This window comes from Flavobacterium bomense, from assembly GCF_003970355.1.
This window is the reverse complement of record NZ_RYDJ01000025.1, coordinates 1-18,365: the sequence shown is the minus strand read 5'-3', so window position 1 is coordinate 18,365 and position 18,365 is coordinate 1. Positions and strand designations below refer to the sequence as shown.

At 34.0% G+C, this 18,365-nt stretch carries 16 protein-coding genes and 1 pseudogene; 7 read left to right on the top strand and 10 right to left on the bottom strand.

Features of this window, described 5'->3' with window-relative positions:
• Nucleotides 1-121: 121 nt before the first annotated feature.
• The 3 genes from EKL98_RS14940 (at nt 122) to EKL98_RS14935 (ending at nt 1,206) form a co-directional block, all read left to right on the top strand.
• On the top strand, nt 122-646 hold the full coding sequence (locus EKL98_RS14940) for a hypothetical protein (protein ID WP_126563021.1): 525 nt from the start codon (nt 122-124) through the stop codon (nt 644-646).
• A 169-nt stretch (nt 647-815) separates the two neighbouring features.
• Entirely contained in the window at nt 816-944 is a 129-nt protein-coding gene (locus EKL98_RS18450) for a phospholipase D-like domain-containing protein (RefSeq protein ID WP_255416347.1), read from the top strand.
• A 52-nt stretch (nt 945-996) separates the two neighbouring features.
• Complete coding sequence (locus EKL98_RS14935) at nt 997-1,206, top strand: hypothetical protein (RefSeq protein ID WP_126462691.1); 210 nt, start codon at nt 997-999, stop codon at nt 1,204-1,206.
• 217 nt (nt 1,207-1,423) lie between these two features.
• Here the strand turns inward: EKL98_RS14935 and EKL98_RS18625 are convergent.
• From EKL98_RS18625 to EKL98_RS14895, 8 genes and pseudogenes are all read right to left on the bottom strand, one after another.
• Nucleotides 1,424-1,522, bottom strand: a pseudogene (locus EKL98_RS18625) (helix-turn-helix domain-containing protein); the annotation flags it as partial.
• A 196-nt stretch (nt 1,523-1,718) separates the two neighbouring features.
• Nucleotides 1,719-2,990 carry an ice-binding family protein gene (locus EKL98_RS14925; protein ID WP_126462696.1) on the bottom strand — a complete coding sequence of 424 codons (1,272 nt, stop codon included), beginning with the start codon at nt 2,988-2,990 and terminating at the stop codon, nt 1,719-1,721.
• Nucleotides 2,991-3,266: 276 nt separating this feature from the next.
• Nucleotides 3,267-3,755, bottom strand: a complete 489-nt coding sequence (locus tag EKL98_RS14920) for a hypothetical protein (protein ID WP_126462698.1) — start codon at nt 3,753-3,755, stop codon at nt 3,267-3,269.
• Nucleotides 3,756-3,933: 178 nt separating this feature from the next.
• Nucleotides 3,934-4,851: a hypothetical protein gene (locus EKL98_RS17900; protein ID WP_199739624.1), complete on the bottom strand. Its 918-nt coding sequence runs from the start codon at nt 4,849-4,851 to the stop codon at nt 3,934-3,936.
• A gap of 5 nt (nt 4,852-4,856) precedes the next feature.
• On the bottom strand, nt 4,857-5,342 hold the full coding sequence (locus EKL98_RS14910) for a T9SS type A sorting domain-containing protein (protein ID WP_126462701.1): 486 nt from the start codon (nt 5,340-5,342) through the stop codon (nt 4,857-4,859).
• 5 nt (nt 5,343-5,347) lie between these two features.
• Complete coding sequence (locus EKL98_RS14905) at nt 5,348-5,788, bottom strand: response regulator (protein WP_126462704.1); 441 nt, start codon at nt 5,786-5,788, stop codon at nt 5,348-5,350.
• Between the two features lie 257 nt (nt 5,789-6,045).
• Entirely contained in the window at nt 6,046-10,332 is a 4,287-nt protein-coding gene (locus EKL98_RS14900; RefSeq protein ID WP_126462706.1) for a PAS domain S-box protein, read from the bottom strand.
• A gap of 26 nt (nt 10,333-10,358) precedes the next feature.
• Complete coding sequence (locus tag EKL98_RS14895; RefSeq protein WP_126462709.1) at nt 10,359-11,708, bottom strand: sigma-54-dependent transcriptional regulator; 1,350 nt, start codon at nt 11,706-11,708, stop codon at nt 10,359-10,361.
• A gap of 404 nt (nt 11,709-12,112) precedes the next feature.
• Between EKL98_RS14895 and EKL98_RS14890 the strand changes: the two genes are divergently transcribed.
• The 4 genes from EKL98_RS14890 (at nt 12,113) to EKL98_RS14875 (ending at nt 15,096) form a co-directional block, all read left to right on the top strand.
• Nucleotides 12,113-12,460 (top strand): hypothetical protein, encoded by a 348-nt coding sequence (locus EKL98_RS14890; RefSeq protein WP_126462711.1) that lies wholly within the window; start codon nt 12,113-12,115, stop codon nt 12,458-12,460.
• A gap of 199 nt (nt 12,461-12,659) precedes the next feature.
• Nucleotides 12,660-12,950, top strand: a complete 291-nt coding sequence (locus tag EKL98_RS14885; protein WP_126462714.1) for a helix-turn-helix domain-containing protein — start codon at nt 12,660-12,662, stop codon at nt 12,948-12,950.
• Between the two features lie 191 nt (nt 12,951-13,141).
• Nucleotides 13,142-14,389 (top strand): type II toxin-antitoxin system HipA family toxin, encoded by a 1,248-nt coding sequence (locus EKL98_RS14880; RefSeq protein WP_126462716.1) that lies wholly within the window; start codon nt 13,142-13,144, stop codon nt 14,387-14,389.
• Between the two features lie 161 nt (nt 14,390-14,550).
• On the top strand, nt 14,551-15,096 hold the full coding sequence (locus tag EKL98_RS14875) for a hypothetical protein (RefSeq protein WP_126462719.1): 546 nt from the start codon (nt 14,551-14,553) through the stop codon (nt 15,094-15,096).
• A 347-nt stretch (nt 15,097-15,443) separates the two neighbouring features.
• Here EKL98_RS14875 and EKL98_RS14870 read toward each other — a convergent pair whose 3' ends face one another.
• Both EKL98_RS14870 and EKL98_RS14865 read right to left on the bottom strand, forming a co-directional pair.
• Entirely contained in the window at nt 15,444-17,171 is a 1,728-nt protein-coding gene (locus EKL98_RS14870) for a glycoside hydrolase family protein (RefSeq protein WP_126563020.1), read from the bottom strand.
• 49 nt (nt 17,172-17,220) lie between these two features.
• Nucleotides 17,221-18,365 (bottom strand): MFS transporter (locus EKL98_RS14865; RefSeq protein WP_317125397.1); only part of this gene is annotated, 1,145 nt, incomplete at its 5' end.

Genomic DNA, 18,365 nt, shown 5'->3' with positions numbered 1-18,365 from the left:
TTTCTTTTAAAATACAAGAATTTAGTCCATCCGACAATCCAAAACTAGATGGTAAAAAGCTGGTATTACTTGCTTTTGGATAAACAAAAACCTCAGCTACTATTGCAAAGAAGTTGACTTTATGATTGTATATCCGAAAACCGGAAATGGAAAATTCGAGCTAATTTTAACCGCAAATGGCAACCCGGAATACTTTAATCACGTAATTGATTTAGTCGACAATGCACCACAATTGAAAAACTGGAAATTCACCGCTTTCATCCAACCAATCGAAAGAATTGACAAACTCATGAAGGGTCTTGATGAACCTTACATCTTCCATGAGATTTCATTAAAAGCCAGCGAACTCACATTTTTACCTGTTGAGTATCATGAATTATCACATAAGTTAGACATTGTAGTTTTTTTAAAAAGTTACAATTTGTATTGTGATACAAAGACGTTACAACAAGCAATTTTCATCATCATACAAGACATAGTAGGAGAAAAATCCCTATACCAAAACATCAATTTTGTACAGTTGGCACAAGTACCAGATAAAAAGGACGGGTTGATTAAATTGTACGATTTTCAATTGTTTCTGGACAATCTAAACGGCGTGGAATTAAATAATTATTTTCTCAAAATGTGGAAAACCGTAAAGTAAAACAAAACCTAAAAGTTATTTTTGATTTTATTGAGTACAAATGGCTGATTATAAATGTTGAGCTGTCATTTATAAAAAAAATCATACAAACCTGTTCATTATTTGAATAGGTTATTTCTTTAAAAAAGCATAGTTTTACGTTTCGCAAAATAACAAAAGATAATAATAAATGTCTACAAAGTTTTTTACCAACCAAAATGCAAACACATTATTGAATAAATTCAAAGGAATTTTTGAACACAATACAGACATAGAGCATTTTGATGAACTAGTTGGGTATTTCCGTACCAGAATTTAAAAAGGCTTTGTTAAAAGCACAAGAAAATATAATAATACAGTACAAAATAAAGTTGAGTGCAAAATTAACACGCTGTGAAATTCTGTTTTTAGGTCAGGAAGAACCTTCTGTCGATTTGCAATTTATTCAGTATCTAAAATTCCCGCAAGAGGAATCCGCTCTCAAAAAAGCCATAATGCATCTGACGGAACAACTTATGGAAGCACTGGACCAAAACAGGGTAGTTATAGTATTGTCCGATGAAACAATAATGTTAGAATAAATCGGAGCCATTGACCCTAAAATTCAACTCTAATTCAGGGGATCAAATAAAATTCGCTGTAGGATTGTTTATTCCCAAAGCCGAAGTATGGTGTAATAGAAAACGTTTACACTCTTCTTTGGGTTATAAATCTCCAGCATAAACGGAACAAGAATTTAACAAATTGAAAAATGTAGCATAGGTCTTAACTTTTTTGTTTCACTTTTTGTAGGAATTCCAGTATTGAGGCAATATAACTTTTAGACTTGTTTTCGTTTAAAAGTGTCTCAATAATTACCCTTTCATTAAGGGTTAATCTTTTACGGGATTTTTCCATAATTCAACAAAGATAAAATTATCATTTGTTGCATTAAGTTATTTAATTCTTCATGTATTGTGCTTGTATTTCTAGTATTTGGATTAAAAAGAATAGGAGCAGAAGAACTATAGGCCCGTTAGTACCTAAAATTTTATGTTGCGTGAAATTTTTTCATGCTGAATTTTCTTTTATATTTTAAACGAGTACCGTTTGGTTAGTTTCCTACTCTAATCAATGTTAAAATTCTATTAAGAACACTTATTTCGATACCATCAGACTTTTGTTCATCAATTTTCCATCTCACATCTATTGTGTCATCCACTTCAATTTTAGAAAGGGCTAGTAATGAAATGTCCGATGGTAATTCTACTCTTGTTCTGCTAGAATAAGGAATTAAGACGCCATTTTTATAAAGGCTAAAAGTAGCCATATGATTAATGGGGGTAACAAGCGTAGTTGATCCTGATTGAAAGATAGTTCCATTTACAGTTGCAGTTGCAGCAAAGCCTGTGATGGCACCTCCAGCTGTTCCAATATCTCCATTATATACTGAAGCACCAGTATTGGCAACTCCACCTGAACTGGTAAATATTACGAAATTAGACAAGCTCCTAAAATTTATAATGCTATTGCCTGTTGGCAAAGTAAGTGTACCTTCTCCGAAAGAAATTGCTCCCAATGTCGTTAATAATCGTCCGTTTACTGTGGTATTAGCCCCTGCAACAGCAGCTCCATGAGAAAATAAGGTTCCTGAGATATTTGTACTAGCACCGAGACCAACTGCTCCATCGGCAATCCAAAAAACATTTTTTGCGGTTGCTCCGTTTGTTAAAATTACATTAGTACCAGCCCCTGTATTAAATGCTCCTGCATTGGCTCTAACTATAAATATAGGGTTTATTTCATTATTACCATTTAGAGTAAGAGTGCCGGCAATTGATGCCGCGCCCGATACATTATAAACTCCAGGAAGAAGCGTTTCCCCACTTCCAAAAGTAAGTGCATGGGTACCGGTTACAGGTATTGCCATAATATCGTTATAAATTAAATTTAAATCTGCAGCCGCAGTAGCAGTGCTAAAACCAGTTGTATAATTAGCTGCGGGGATGTTTAATTGCCCATTAAAATGAATAGAATACATACCAGCCTCTACTAGAGTTTTAGTCATGTCTGTAATTACTACATCTGTAGTTGAAGTAGTTGAAATAATTGAAGAAGCAGTAACAGAACTATAACCAGCGGTGTTAATCAAGCTCAAAGATGCTGCGGCAGTGGTAATTGTTTCAGTGTAGATTATTTTTGTTTTTACCGCATACAATTTATCATTAGCTATATCATAAATTTGTGTACCAACGCCTAAATTAGCACCAAAGATAGTTGTTGCGTCAGGTATTTTCATTAATACTGAAGGTGCAACCAGCGCCTGTGGCGCCTGTGCAAACATCAGGGAAGGAAAAAACAGAAATAAAATAATTAAGTTTTTCATTTTAATATAACATTTAGTAAATCATTTATTTGAACACTATCAAAAGCAAATAAAAAAAAGATTCCTCTCTTCGGAATGACAAGACTTTTGATAGCAAATAAGGGAGAGCTGGCCTTACGATGAAATTGGAACGCTCGCTCTCCCTATATAAACCAAAATTGTTATTCCTAACAAAGTGAGGAATCTAAAATTTGTATTCCTTTATAATAAAACTTTAAAAACTCAATCTATGCTTCTGCAGGATAAAGAAAATCATCCTACAGAAACATAGCAATATTAATTGTTAGTATAAGTATAAGATACTACAAATTTATCATATTCTGATTGAGCAGAAATAATAGTTAGAACCTTCTCAGAACTAGTATAATCAGTTGTTGGCCTCAATGCCGCTCCATTCATCATAACAGTTATCGAAGTTGTAGGTAGCAACGGGAGATATGTAAGTGTGTACGTTCCTGGTGTAGCGGCTGCTTCAAATGATTGAACAAAGTAACTGACATTACTGTTAATTTTTACCAAATAATCTATGGGTGATGCTGCGGTTAATGCGGCTAATGCAGTGTCAATTGATAAAGCAGAAGGAATTCCGATTTTTGCTTGCCATAAAGTACGATCAGACACAACATAAATTTGCGTTCCAGCAGGCAGATTTTGGCCAAAAGCAGTTGTTCGATCTGCAACTCTCAATTGGGCTGTTGGTGTAGTTTGTGAAAATCCTAAATAGGAAATTGCAAATAATGCGATTGTTAGTATGTATTTTTTCATAATTTTACTCAGTTTATCTATACCACTGCAAGATGTTAATTGTTTATTTACTTTGTGTCAAGGTTGTTTTTCATTACAAATAAACCAACCCTGACATTTGGTTTATTGGTTTTATTTATTGGTTTTTCATTTGTTTTCCCCAGTTTTTCTATACCACTGCAAGATTTTAGGTTAATATTTAATTTGTAACTGTTAATTTATCGTTTTGCCTTGTGTCAAGAATTAATGTTAAAGTAGTAAGACCAACTCCTGACCATTGATTTTTTCTTAGTAAAGTTCCATTATAATGAATTTTAGAAAAAACACCCAAAGAGAATGTTAAAGCAATACTATTTTCCCCGTCAGAAACTAACTCTTTTTCAAAATATTGCATTCCACCTGCTGCTGCGGTTATCGTAATATTTGCTGTTCCGTCAAACGGCACACCGTTGATTGTTCTTGCGGTCGCAAGCGCTGTGGCTGTTCCTGCATTTCCGGTTATGGTTGTTTGGTCACCTGTGTTTGTATTGCTTGTATTTCCAAGGACAGTTTGTTGAGCATTGGTAACATAGTTTTTATCTGCAGAAGCAGCAATACTTGCTGTAGTTGCGGGAACAGCCGAAACATTTGCACCATTTCCTGTTAATAACCCAGTTTGGGTTGTTGTTGTGGCTACAGTAATTATATTTGGACCGGCAGCGCCAGTTGAGCCAGCCGTTCCGTTTGCACTAAACAAAGCATAGGGCACACTCATTAATTCGTTTGTACCAGCAATGGTGTAAGCGGTTCCGCCTGTTGGGTCGGTTTCTGTTTTTATAAAATAAGGACCAGTTGCCCAGTTGATACCCGAAAATGTACCTGTTATAATTGTACCTGTTCCAATTTCTAAACTTACTAAACCATTGGAGTTGGTGCTTGGTGTTTGGGTTTCTACATACACAGCTGTGCCAGTTGATGAACTCTGCAATATGCTAATTTGCATTCCAATAGGTGTTGATGTTATTAATGCGTTACTATTGTTACGAATTACGGCTTGGTAACTCATTTTTTGTGGGGCTTGTGCAAATACGCTTACCGTTAATAAAAGCCCTACTATGATTAAATATAACTTCGTCACAGTTTTTATTTTTTAATGATTTTAAATGTTTTTACTTCTTTGTTATTGTTGACCACTTTCAAAAAATAAATGGCACTTGGTAAATTTTCCATACCAATTGTTTCGGTGCTGCTTACTATTTTTCGGCTTTCAATTAATTTTCCGCTGATGTCGTAAAGTTGAAATCTCAAAGTTGAAAGTTCGGCGTTACCTACATTAAGCGTTAAAAAATTGGTAGTAGGGTTTGGGTAAGCTGTTAATTCCAATTTAATGGAATTGTCTTCTATGCCCAACACAATAGAAATTATGTAGGATTGTTGCACGCCTTGTGCTACCGAACCGTTTGTACCTGTATTGGTGGTATAAACAACTTGCCCTACCGAATAAGCAACTGTTCCTCCGCTTCCAGAAGCATCGCCGCCAGTGGCAGTGATTGCTTGTTGTGCTTGTGCTGTTAGTAGCCCAAAGCCTAACAAGAATAATATAACTATTTTTATTTTTTTAATGTTCATATTACTTATTCTAAAGAAGGGTCTAAAAATTCATTTTTAGAGATTTCAATAAAAGTTGAGGTCGCTTTTTTCATCGAACTAATTTTATTGATAATAAGTGTCATTTTATCGTACACTAAATTGTCTTTAATTATATAATCATAGGCTTCATACTCATGAGCATCAACAGCTATTTTAATATTTTGCTGACCCGAAACCATTATTACATAAATGCTAGGATTGTAGCGTTTTATTTTTTTTAAAACTTCTAATCCTGTTATTCCATCCATGTTGTGATCCAAGAAAATAATGTCTGGATTTTGATTTAGATTATTTAGGCAATCATTCCCATTACTGAAACATTTAATATTGCTGTAGTTTAGGTTTAACAAATATTGTTCGTGCATTTTTGCACAAAAAACATCGTCGTCTACTATAAAAAATTTGAATGAATTTTGATTTTGCATATTATCTAACTATATTGTTAAGATCTAATCCAAAAGCAAGCCAAAAAGTTAAGTAGCTTATTATAAAGGTTTTAATAAAATAAAATGGTTTATTTTTTCCATTTTTTGGAAAGTATTCCAACTTTTGAAAAAAGCAAAATGATTGCTTTTTTCTATCCATGCGTCAGAGCTGCTGGAGATTACGCATCGGTAAGGAGATTACCGCAATGCGTTCGCAATGACAGATATAGCTATTATTTTCAATAAAAAAGAAAACTTTATGCGTTTAATTCATTTTTCTGAAGTTGGGAAATTACAAGTTGTAATGTTTTTTTTACCAAGATATAAATAGTTGTAATTTGCCCTTTATTTTGTGTTTCTTTTGCTATTTTTTCTAAAGTTTTCATTTCACTCTGAATAGACAGAACACCCATATGATCGGTGCTGGGTCTAATTTTATGGATTAATTGGCTAATTTCCAGAAAATTATTTGATTCCAACGCTGCATCTATTTTTTCAATAGTTGCTATTGTTTGTTCCACAAAGACACCGACCATTTTAAGCACAAATTCATTGTTGTTTCTGCTCAAGTTTTGTAATGTCGTCAAATTATAAAGTTTCTCAATCGAAGCTGTTTCTGGAAATTCTGGTTCAGCAACGGATGTTATTTTGTTCACGGTATATTTTGCAATGGTTTCAATTAAAATGTCTTCATCAAAAGGCTTGGCGACATAGTCGTTCATGCCTGCTTTTTTGCATTTATCAATTTCTGTTTTAAATGCATTTGCGGTAAGCGCAATAATGGGCGTTGTAATATTTAGTTCGTTTCTAATAATTAGGACTGCTTCGATACCACCCATTATTGGCATTTGGATATCCATAAGAATAATGTCGAAGGTTTTATTTTTCAAAATCTCGACGGCTTCCAGGCCATTTTCAGCTTCGGTTACTTCGCAATTATAATATTGCAAAGAATTTTGGGCCACCATTCGGTTCAAATAATTGTCTTCAACCAGAAGAATTGAAATATTTTTTAATCTGATAACGGGTTTAACAATATCAAGGTCAACGGCATTTTCCTTGCTTGACTTGGGATAATTGAGGTATAGACAAATAGTTGTTCCCCTATTTTTTTCGCTTTCGATCTCAATTGTGCCGCCCATTAACTCGACAAGCTCCTTGGTGATCGGCAAGCCCAGACCTGTACCACCATATTTCCGGGTGGTTTCTTTAACTTCCTGCGAAAATTTATTAAAAATAGTCGAAACAAAGCTGCTTTCCATTCCTATCCCGGTATCCGATATCGAAATTTTTAATTTTTGGGAGAAAGTGCTGTCGTCAACAACTTCGCAATTAATTGAAATACTGCCTGTACTAGTGAATTTTATGGCATTACCAACAAGGTTGTATAAAATTTGTTGCAGCCTCATAGCATCTCCTACCAATACATTTCGTATTTCTTTTGAAATAGTGATGTTAAAATCCAATCCTTTTTGTTTCAGCATTGGATGCAACACTGTTGTAACATTTGAAATGGATTTTTCAAAGACAAAATCTACAGATTCAAGACTCATTTCTCCAGATTCGATTTTTGAAATATCTAAAATATTATTGATGATGGCCAGTAAATGCTTGGAGGCTATGGAGCAGTTATTGATATAGTCCTTTTGAAGCCCGGTAAGTTCCAATTTATCTAATTCCCTTAAAAAACCTACAATTGCATTAAGGGGCGTTCGTATTTCGTGACTCATGTTGGCCAAGAATACTTCTTTGGCTTTGGACGATTTTAACGCGTTTGTTTTTTCTTTTTCAAGATCGGACTCCAATTTTTTTTGGTCTGTTATATCCAGATGAATTCCTATCGAACCTATTACATTTCCTTTGTTGTCGTAGTTGGGAGCTCCACTAATTGTCAACCATCTCAGTTCCCCTCTTTTATTTTTGATCGGGATTTGATAGATGTCTGAAACGCCTTGTTGTCTGAGTTTGATTTTGGAAGTAAGGATGTCCAAATTGTCTTGACAATCAAAAAAATCTATTAAATTTCTGCCTACAAGTTCGCTTATTTCGTAACCTATTATGGCGGCAAAACTCTGGTTTGCATATTGAATAATCTCGTTATTGTCCACTTCTATCAATCCCAGGTTCATGTGTGTTATTACGTTTTGGAATTTCTCCTCTTGAATTTTTCGAATATTTTCTGCTGCCTTTTTATCGGAAATATCCTGAATGAAAGCACAGAAAAAAGTTTCTCCATCTTGTGTCATAGGAGTGATGGTAATTTCGGTAAGGAATTCATCTCCGGCCTTATTTACTCCGTAAAGCTCTACTTGTTTATTCAAGAACTCAGTATGTCCTTCACTTAAATACTGGTATATGGAATTATCCCAAAGTTCTTTATTACGGGTAGGAACCATAAAGTCTGTAAAGACTTTTCCTAATACTTCCTCCTCTTTCCATCCAAAAACAATTTCAGACTGATGATTCCAAAACGTGATTTTCTTGGCACTATCGATAGTAACTATTGAATTTAGTGAAGAATTCATAATTAAGAGATTGCGCTCTTCACTTTGTTCCAATAGTTTTTGGGTTTGTACTTTTTCGGTAACATCGTTATATTTCCAGAGCTGCCCTTTGAATTCATTATCAACAAACAAGGGGATGTAATCGCGCTCTATAAAGTGATTGTCCAAGGTTTCCAGTAATTCTCCTATAACAAGTTTTCTATCAATTAATGTTTTATTCGTTTTTATAATTAAGCGTTCTGCATCTTTAAAAAACAATGGTGCCTCATTTACTGCATTTGAACCATCCGTACCAGCCAATTCCTCTGGTTTACTATCGATATTACGCATATCGCAATAGTGTTGATTAACAAATAACAGATTACGATTTTGATCTTCCATTCTTATTCCGGATCTAAGGTTGGCCAATATCGTTTTTAATAATTTTGTGCTTTGGGATAGCTTTTTTTCGGCTTCCTTCCTTTTGGTAATATCTTGAATAAAGCCACTGTAATAGCGTATGCCATCTTGAACAATTGGTGTTATGGAAGTTTCTCCATAAAATTCGTTTCCAGCTTTATGGAGTAAAGTTAATTCTAGCAGTTGATTACTATATGAATTTTTCTCATTTTTAGGGTATTTATCTATTACTTTGTTCCACGTATCCCGGTAGCGCGAAGGAATTAATAAATCAATCATGTTCTTTCCTAACACTTCCTCTTTTTTCCAGCCAAAAACAGTTTCGGCTTGTAGATTCCAAAAAGTTATTTTCTTGGAGCTATTGATAGTTACAATTGAATTTGGAGAAGAATTCATTATAAAACGGTTATACTCCTCGCTTTGTGTTAGCAACTCTTTTGCTTTTTTTTGTTCAGTTATATCACGGGCAATTGCGTAAATTTTTCCGGTGACAGGATTGGGAGTTGCGTGCCAATCGAACCACAAATAATTTCCATCTTTTTTGCGATACCTGTTCTCAAAATTTATAGTTTTAACATCTCTTTGCAGTTTCTTAATTTCTTTTAGGGTTAAATCAATATCATCAGGATGTACGAAACTCAGAAATTGACTTTCGAGCAATTCTCTTTCGCTATAACCTAATGCCTTTTCAAAATTTGAATTAATGACTTCAAAATAACCCTCCACATTTGCAATACAAGAAAAGTTAGCTGTGTTGTAAAAAAAATGTTTGTATTCCGTTAGTTTTTCTTCTGCTTTTTTTCGTTCGCTAATATCACGTCCAACTGCGTAAAGTTCTCCTGTTATTTCATCAGAAATAGCATTCCAGCTTATTGACGGGTAATCGCCATTTTTTGTTATAAACCGATTTTCGAAGTTTATCGTTTTTTCTCCTGTTGCTAATTTTTTAATTTCATTAAAAGTGGTAGTAACATCATCAGGGTGAATGAAGTCATAAAACGGTTTTGCAAGCAATTCTTCTATTGTCCACCCTAAAGTTAGTGTAAATGCAGGGTTAAGTTTTTTGAAATATCCATCAGTACCAGCCACGCATTTCAAATCAATTGAAAGGTTGAACATTTTTTCTAATTTATCCTTTTCAGCATTTTTTTTTCTAGATACAATTTGTGAAACTACTTCATTAGCCAAGAGTGTCAATACCCGCCTTTGGTCGGCAGTTAATTTTCTAGCTTTTCTATCAATTACACAAAGAGAACCTAGCGCATAGCCATCGGGATCTATTAATGGATACCCGGCATAGAATCGGATATTGGGTTGATCTGTTACTAAAGGGTTGCTTAAAAAACGTTCGTCCTTTGTTGCATCTTCAATTTCAAAAAAGGATTCATCATTAATTGCATATTGGCAAAAGGAAATACATCTTGGAGTTTCGGGTGTCTCTAAACCAATTTTAGATTTAAACCACTGCCTGTCCTTATCAATTAAAGTAATTAATGCAATGGGAACTCCGCATATTATCGATGCTAATTGTGTGAGACGATCAAATTCTTCTTCTGGTAAAGTATCAAGAATATTGTATTGAGCCAAAGCATCTAAACGAGCTACTTCATTTTGTGGTATCGGGAGATTTTTATTCATCATATTTAAAAGAAGTTGAATGATTACGTTTATTTGGCATTCTCAGAAGATTGAATTAAATTATAAATGGTTGATTTTCCAATAGCTAGCTTTTTTGCTGTTTTTAACACATCATTATTGTTTTTTTTTAAATAATGAGCTATAATTTCGGCAGTATATTCTTTTAAAGTTTTTTCTACAGATAGGAAAAAATCGGTGTTATGGATACTGTTGAAAGTAAGGTCATCCGGCAAAATCTTGTTGTTTTCACACATTACACACGCTAAATCGATAACCGCTTTTAATTCTCGAATGTTTCCGGGAAAGGGGTATCTTAGTAGTGTATCTTTAGCTTCTTTTGATAAGAATATAGGTTTCATCTTATTGTCTTTTGTAAATAAGTCAATAAAATATTTGGCTAATAACAACGTGTCATTTCCTCGTTCTCTTAGTGGTGGCAACTCTATGGGTAAACCAATAATTCTATAATATAAATCTTCTCTAAAAGTTCCATTTTTTACTTCTTGAGCCAAATCTTTGTGGGTAGCAATTATCAATCGAGCATCAAATTTTATTTTAGTAGTTCCGCCTAAACGAACCACTTCTCTTTCTTGCAAAACTCTTAGTAATTTACTTTGAAGATTCAAATCTAATTCGGCAATTTCATCCAGAAAGATTGTTCCTCCGTTCGCTTGTTCAAATTTTCCAATATTTCTGGTATTGGCTCCCGTAAAAGCTCCTGCTTCGTGACCAAAAAATTCACTTTCCATTAATTCTTTAGGTATTGCAGCCATATTTATGGCGATAAATGGCTTATTTTTCCTTTCTGAATTATAGTGAATAGCTTTGGCAACAACTTCTTTTCCTGTTCCGGTTTTTCCAGTTATTGAGACATTGATATTCGTATTAATAGCTTTATTTACTTTATTAAAAATTTTTTTTATGGCATCACTTTGCCCAATTATCGTTTTTTCGAAACTGTATTTTTGTTCTAATTGTTCTTTTAATTCTTCTACTTCGTTTACTAATAGAAGATTTTCTCTAATTTTAATGATTGCATTCCAAAGCAAGCCTTTTGTGTGTTCGCTTTTAACAATGTAATCTTTGGCACCCGATTTTAAAAAGTCGACAGCAACCTCAATATCATCTTGACCGCTTATGATAATAATTGGGATTTTGTTATTTGTTTCCTGAATCTTTTTTAGCAGTTTATCCCCTGTAATGTCAGGTAAACCAAAATCTAAACATATAATATCTGGCTTTAGATATAAATTACTGATACACTCTTTTCCGGTTTTAAAAAGGTGTATATCAAAATCAGGATTTAGCTTCAAATGGTATTTTAAAGCTTCTCCAAAAAAAGGATCGTCTTCAATTAAGAAAATTTTTAAGGAGGTCATTGGGTATTTGTGTTTTGATAAGTTGGGATTTGGTTTACGTCAAAATTACAAAAAAAATAAAATTAAAATATTTTTTCAGTTTTTAATTGTAAAGTTTTAATTTAAATCTAAATATGGTTGTCCGTTACTTTATCCAAACTACATTTTACAAATGAAATTTAGCTCTTTTGTCATTTCGACCAAAGGGAGAAATCACATAACGAGAGCAACTGATGTGATTTCTCCTTCGTCGAAATGACAAAATAAAACGCAATGGAATTAGTAACGGATAGTCATAAATCCAGAAAAGGCGCTATTTTACGAATTGCGCCTTTTTAATGTAGGAGTTCAAGTCTTATAATCTGTCTTTTATTATAATTTTTTTGATATAATTTTATCATCTGAAATTTGCCAAAGACGGTTTAGTGAATACTCGTGTAGACAACTTTTATGAAGTATGTGGTCAAGCACAAAAATCTATTCATTGGAAACATAAAAAAGGAAAGGAATTCTTTGAACATCTTTTACGTAGACTAATAAAAACAAGAAGTGGTGAGGAAAGAAGTCGTTTAGAAAAAGGAACTAAACCTGATTTAGAAAGATTATTGACAATAGCTAAGAATAGTAAACCAATGAATTTTGAAGTTTTTATAGTTCAACCGAGCTTATCCATAACGAATACATCTCAAAGTATCTTAACATTACTTGGGGTAACCGAAAATTATTTAAAGGAAGTCGGAGACATTAACCTGAAAGTAATAGTAAACAAATAACTATTATATTTTATATACTTATTTCAAGCTATCCCAAACTGTAGCGGTATCTTTTTAAACAGTAACACTTCTTTCGGATGAATATAAAGCCACTCTTTGTCATTACTTTATTATCATAACAAATAAGAAATAAAAAACAAATGTTTGCTATTTAAAACATAAAGGCTATTTTTGTTCAGAATAACGAACATTTTAAAAAATGGCAACGAAAAAACAGACCGTATTCCCAAAGTATGACAAGATATTGGAGCAAATGGGAGAAAACATAAAAATGGCTCGTAAAAGAAGAAAACTCACTATGATACAAGTCGCGGAGAGAGCCGACATTTCAAGATCCACATTACACCTAATCGAGTTAGGAAACACAAGTGTGGCAATGGGTGCTTATTTCAATGTACTCAGAGTATTAGGCCTTCAGGACGATTTCCTAAAACTAGCTTCAGACGATGAACTCGGAAGAAAACTCCAAGACCTCGAACTTCTAAAATAAAACCACTCTACTTAACTCGCACTAAAATTCCCCTCCTTTGGAGGGGTGCCCAAAGGGCGGGGTGGTAAATTAATAATATAAAATGGCAACTAACAAAACCGACATATACGTTTACGCACATTTGCAATATTTGATTTTAAGAGGAGGACTGCCAGTGGCAGTCTGGTATAATCTCAATTTAACAATATAAGATGTCTATAAAAACTGAAATATACGTATATGCACATTGGAAGGGTTTACCTGAACCCAAGATAATTGGCATCTTATCAGCACAACAAGCTAAAGGCAAAAAAGCATTCAGCTTTGAATACAATAAAGACTGGATAAAATCAGAACAAAAATTCCTGTTAGACCCGGACATTCAATTATATGGTGGACCACAATACCCAAACAAAAAAGAAAACTTCGGAATCTTTTTGGACAGTATGCCCGACACTTGGGGAAGAACACTGATGAAGCGGAGAGCGGCGCAATGGGCAAAAGAAGAAGGAGAAAAAGCACCAACACTCTATGATATTGATTTTCTGTTAGGTGTTTACGATGAAAGTCGTATGGGAGCATTACGCTTCAAAATAAATCCGGAAGGAGATTTCTTAGACAACAACAAAACAGCTTCAACACCGCCTTGGTCATCCATTCGCGAACTACAAAATGCAGCTGCTAATTTTGAAAATGACGATGACAATGATGAGGTAAAAAAATGGCTATCTGTGTTGATGGCACCAGGTTCTTCACTCGGAGGAGCTAGACCAAAAGCCAATATCTTAGACAATGATAAAAGCCTGTGGATTGCCAAATTCCCATCCAAAACCGACACCACAGACAAAGGTGCCTGGGAATTCCTATCCTATAAATTGGCAATAAATGCGGGTATAGAAATGGCACCATGTCGTATCGAAAAAATAATGGGGAACTACCATACATTTTTCACAAAACGCTTCGACAGGGTAAACGGAGAAAGAATACACTTTGCATCCGCAATGACCATGACTGGAAACAATGAAGATACAATCCGGCACAATCCGGCAAGCTATTTAGACATAGCCGAATTTATTAGTAATCATGGAACAAATATAGTAGCTAACTTATACCAATTATGGCGCAGAATAGTATTTAACATAGCTATTTCAAACACAGATGACCATTTAAGAAACCACGGCTTTATCCTGACCAAAGAAGGTTGGATATTGTCACCAGCCTATGACCTAAACCCCTCAATTGAAAAGGATGGTTTGGCTTTAAATATCGATACCGATAATAACGACCTCGATTTCGAATTAGCAAAAAGTGTTGGAGAATATTTCCGCCTAAACAAAGAACAAATGGAAACCATCATACAAGAAGTACTCCAAGCAACAAGCAATTGGAAAAACATTGCTAGTGAAATAGGTATTTCAAGAGGAGAACAAGAATTGATGGTAAAAGCATTTAATTCCTGAACATCATTATGATAGAATCATCTTTCGACAAAATAATTACAACGTTAACCCGTTCGCGCGGAATTGCATTCCGTGCCCATTCCTATTAGCAAATGAACAATTACTCCAAACCAGAACGTTAGCGCTAATATTTCAGAACTTATATCTAAAAAGAAATTCATATGAACAAACAGGAATTTAATGACCTACAAAAAAAATTTGGTGAGGAAACTAAAAAAAGAAAGTTTCAAAAAGTCTTCAATTTCTTTTCAACTCTAATTTCTATTCTAGGAATAACAGTCATTTCGTATTACTTTCTCGAAACTCTTTTTATAAAAAATGACACTCAAAAGTTAAAAATAGAAAATCAAAATATACAACTTCAGGAGCGTATATCTGAGTTAGAGAATAGGCTGAGAACAAAAGATTCAACTATTTCCATTTCGTCACCAAGTGAAGAGCGAATTCAAGATTTGGAAAAGAAGATTGAGACATTGAATAATATTATTATCGAAAATCCTGAGAAGTCATTAACAATTCCACTTTTGAATAAAGATATTGAAAATATCAAAAAAGAAAACGAGTTACAAATTGAATTAATAAAGGATAAAGTTGAAACCGTTGTGGATTTAAATAAGTGGATTTTAGGCTTAATATTTTCGTTACTAATTACAATTGTAATATCAAACTTGGCCAAAAACAAACCGAAGAATAATCTGGAAGAATAAATACTACTACCACTAACAGCTATGCTCCTATGTAAAGCAATTAAAATTATCAACAACTTTTTTAAATTGAGAGATATGTTGGTGTTTCTCGAGTTTAAAATGCCGTAGGCTTAAGATAGAAAAAGTTATTATGATTTTTTCAATAATACCAGCTCTTCGAGGTCTTCTGACCTCGAAGCTATAGTAGTTATTTACTCGCTTTTATAATACAGTTTTAAATCAGCTCTTTGAAGTTTACTTACCTTGAAATATAAATAGTTACAGTTTTTCATAATTAGGTATTCAAATTTTAGTAAAAGTGGTGCCCGTAAAAAGAGCGTCATAATTCAAAACTTCCTATCAAAATTTTATTTTTTTTGTTGAAAATTATAATCTACAACAATTCCGTCAACCAACATCTTAGAACCTTCATACGTAATTGCTCCGCCTGAAGGGACACAAATAATAACTGCAGCACTTTCTGGGGCAATCTTTATTTTGGCCAACGAAGAAACCTTTCGAGCAACAAAACGTCCGGATACTGTATTATATAAATCTACTTTTTTTCCCTGCTCTGTTTGTATAATAACTTTTTTAGTATTGCTATGAGGATTGTAATATAAAAAAGAAGGATAGGCTTTGTCTTTAAAAAAATCAGTAGCCAATAAATTTAATTGTAGAATTCCACTCACATTTGTTGCTCGAATAATACTTCCAAAAATACCCACATGTCCGCTTCCATAAACACTAAATTGAGATTCTTGAGGATTTTCACCCGCTACCCATAGTGGACCATCTCCTTGCGCAACAGGCCCTTTTAAATTTTCATACGCTTTATAACTGGATTGTTGAATGATACCTTCATATCCGATAACTCCTTTAGTAACCTCTGCCAATTGTGGAATCGTTTCATGTTCATCAGGCATGTATTGCGGATAGAAAAATCGAGAAGCATTCGCGGCATTCAACATCCATTTACCAATTGCCGTGGCATACGATTGATTGTAACGAACCATTGGAACCATTGGCCAAGCCATATCATAGGTATTCATCAAAAAACCATATCCTCCGTGATCCACCGTACTTCCCACTGTTCCTGAAATATCAAATCCATTCCAATTGCCTACTAATACGCCCCAACCTTCCCGGCAAATGGCGGTTCCATCGAAAGTCCACTCCAACATCTTAGCAGTGTCGTAATCTTCCCCCTCTTCAGCATTTATTCGGGCGGCCAAATAAGCACCAAAAGGCATTAATAATTCATAGGTTGGATTTATAGATTGAGATTGTAGTGCAGATAAGGCACTTTTGGCTCCTTTTAAATATCTTGGATCTCCAAACTTTTTATAAGCAGAATACAATACCCAGGCATGTCCAGCAGCTGCATCGGGTTGGGCACAGATGTTATTATTCATTGGTTTCATTTTACCGTAATCAAAATAAGAATAATTATAATTCCCATTCAATATCGAATCAGCTTTGAAGAATTTTTCAGCAATACTTCTCGCAATAACATCAAAACCAGGCTCGTTCGGATATTGATCATAAACAGCATAAAACAACAGATTTGGATAAATATCATACCACCAGTCTCTCCCATAACCTCCTCCTAACAAAGCAACCTCTGGACTAGTATTATTCATCATAATGTCCCAACCCGTTTCAGTATTAAAATAATTTTTCATCATACTGACATGATTCCGATTCTCTTGATTGCTTTTATCAATACCTACTAAACTAGCACCTAAAGTAGCTCCCATAGTAGCCAACGATTCGTGAAACATTCCTTTATTATTAGAAGGCCCTTGTCTTACATCGCCAACAGCAGTGTACAAACCAACAACATCTTGAGGAAAATTATTTTGGCTCTTGTCAATCCATACCAATGGCCAATATTTACCTTTAGCGTTGAAATCATATACGGTACTGTCAAAACGGACCGCCATTTTCTTATAATCTATTATTTGAAATGGTTTCGGCAAGTTGGGCATTTGATCTACACGAGCAATATTTTTTTGCTTTATTTGTGCTGAACCACTTAGTACGCAAAGGATAAAAAATAGACTTGTCAAAGTGATTTTGAAAATAGTATTCATTATTTGTTTGATTTAATTATAAATAAAAATTTATTTTTTGATTCTGTATTTAAACAATTTTCTCTGCAACTTCCTTCATAACTTTACTATCAATTTCAGGTTCATCTGGAGAAAGTAAATTTCCTTCTGCAATAATTTTTTTGGCGACAAAAATAGAACTCAACTGCAATACCGCTACAATTACAATTGCATATCGTAAGGCAATTTCGGTTGAGATAGTATAGGCCAAAACCAAAAAAGTACCTGCTCCCAAAAAGCGACCTGCAAATAATCCTGCCTCATGATTCAAAATATAAGCAAATTCTCCTCTTTTTTCAATTTTTGAAACAATATCGATTACCTTAAATTGGATTGGAAAATAGGCCAAATCCATCAGCGGTTTTGCAATCAATAATAATAAAATAAAAATAATAACACCCGTTTGATTGAATAATAATCCATTGACCACTGCTCCTAAAGCAAACAAAACGAGTCCTGCTGTAAATATCTTAATTCGGTCTGAAGGTTTTGCAATTCTTCCTATAACATACATAATTACGGCTGCAATTATGGCTCCAATGGATTGTGCTGTACCCAATGCTCCTTCTTTTCCTATCAATAACATGATTAACATGGCGGGGGCTGTTACAAGAAAACCCTGTACCAAACCTTTCAATAAGGATAATGACAACAACTTATACCAGAGTTGGTGAAATTTAAAAAACACATATTTTTTCTGTATTGGATTTTGGAACGTCCCCCTAAAACAAACTATAGAGGCAATGACAGTTACTAAAAACACAATTCCGGTAATGATTAAATAAGCAGTATGAATTTGTGCGGTATCCCCGCTAGATTCAATAAACCAACCTATAGTAATCGGAATGACAACAGCAATAATCGTGTAAAAAAAAGTTTCCAAACCATAATAATAATTTCGGTTTGTATCATTAGTTATGGCCAATGCCAAATAATCTCGGTTAGACCAATAAAAACCAAAAGACAATCCCATAGTAATTCCAGCAAATCCTATTCCTACTAAATCAAGGGTCTTCAAGGACATCATAATCATCATAGAAACACCACTGAGCATCATTCCAGCTGAATATAGTTTTCTAATGTTGAAGTGTTTTAATAAATAATGCGAATCAAGGGTTAAAATGTTAAGTTTATAAAAGCGGAAGCGATTTTTCCGAAGATATGAATCAACAGTCC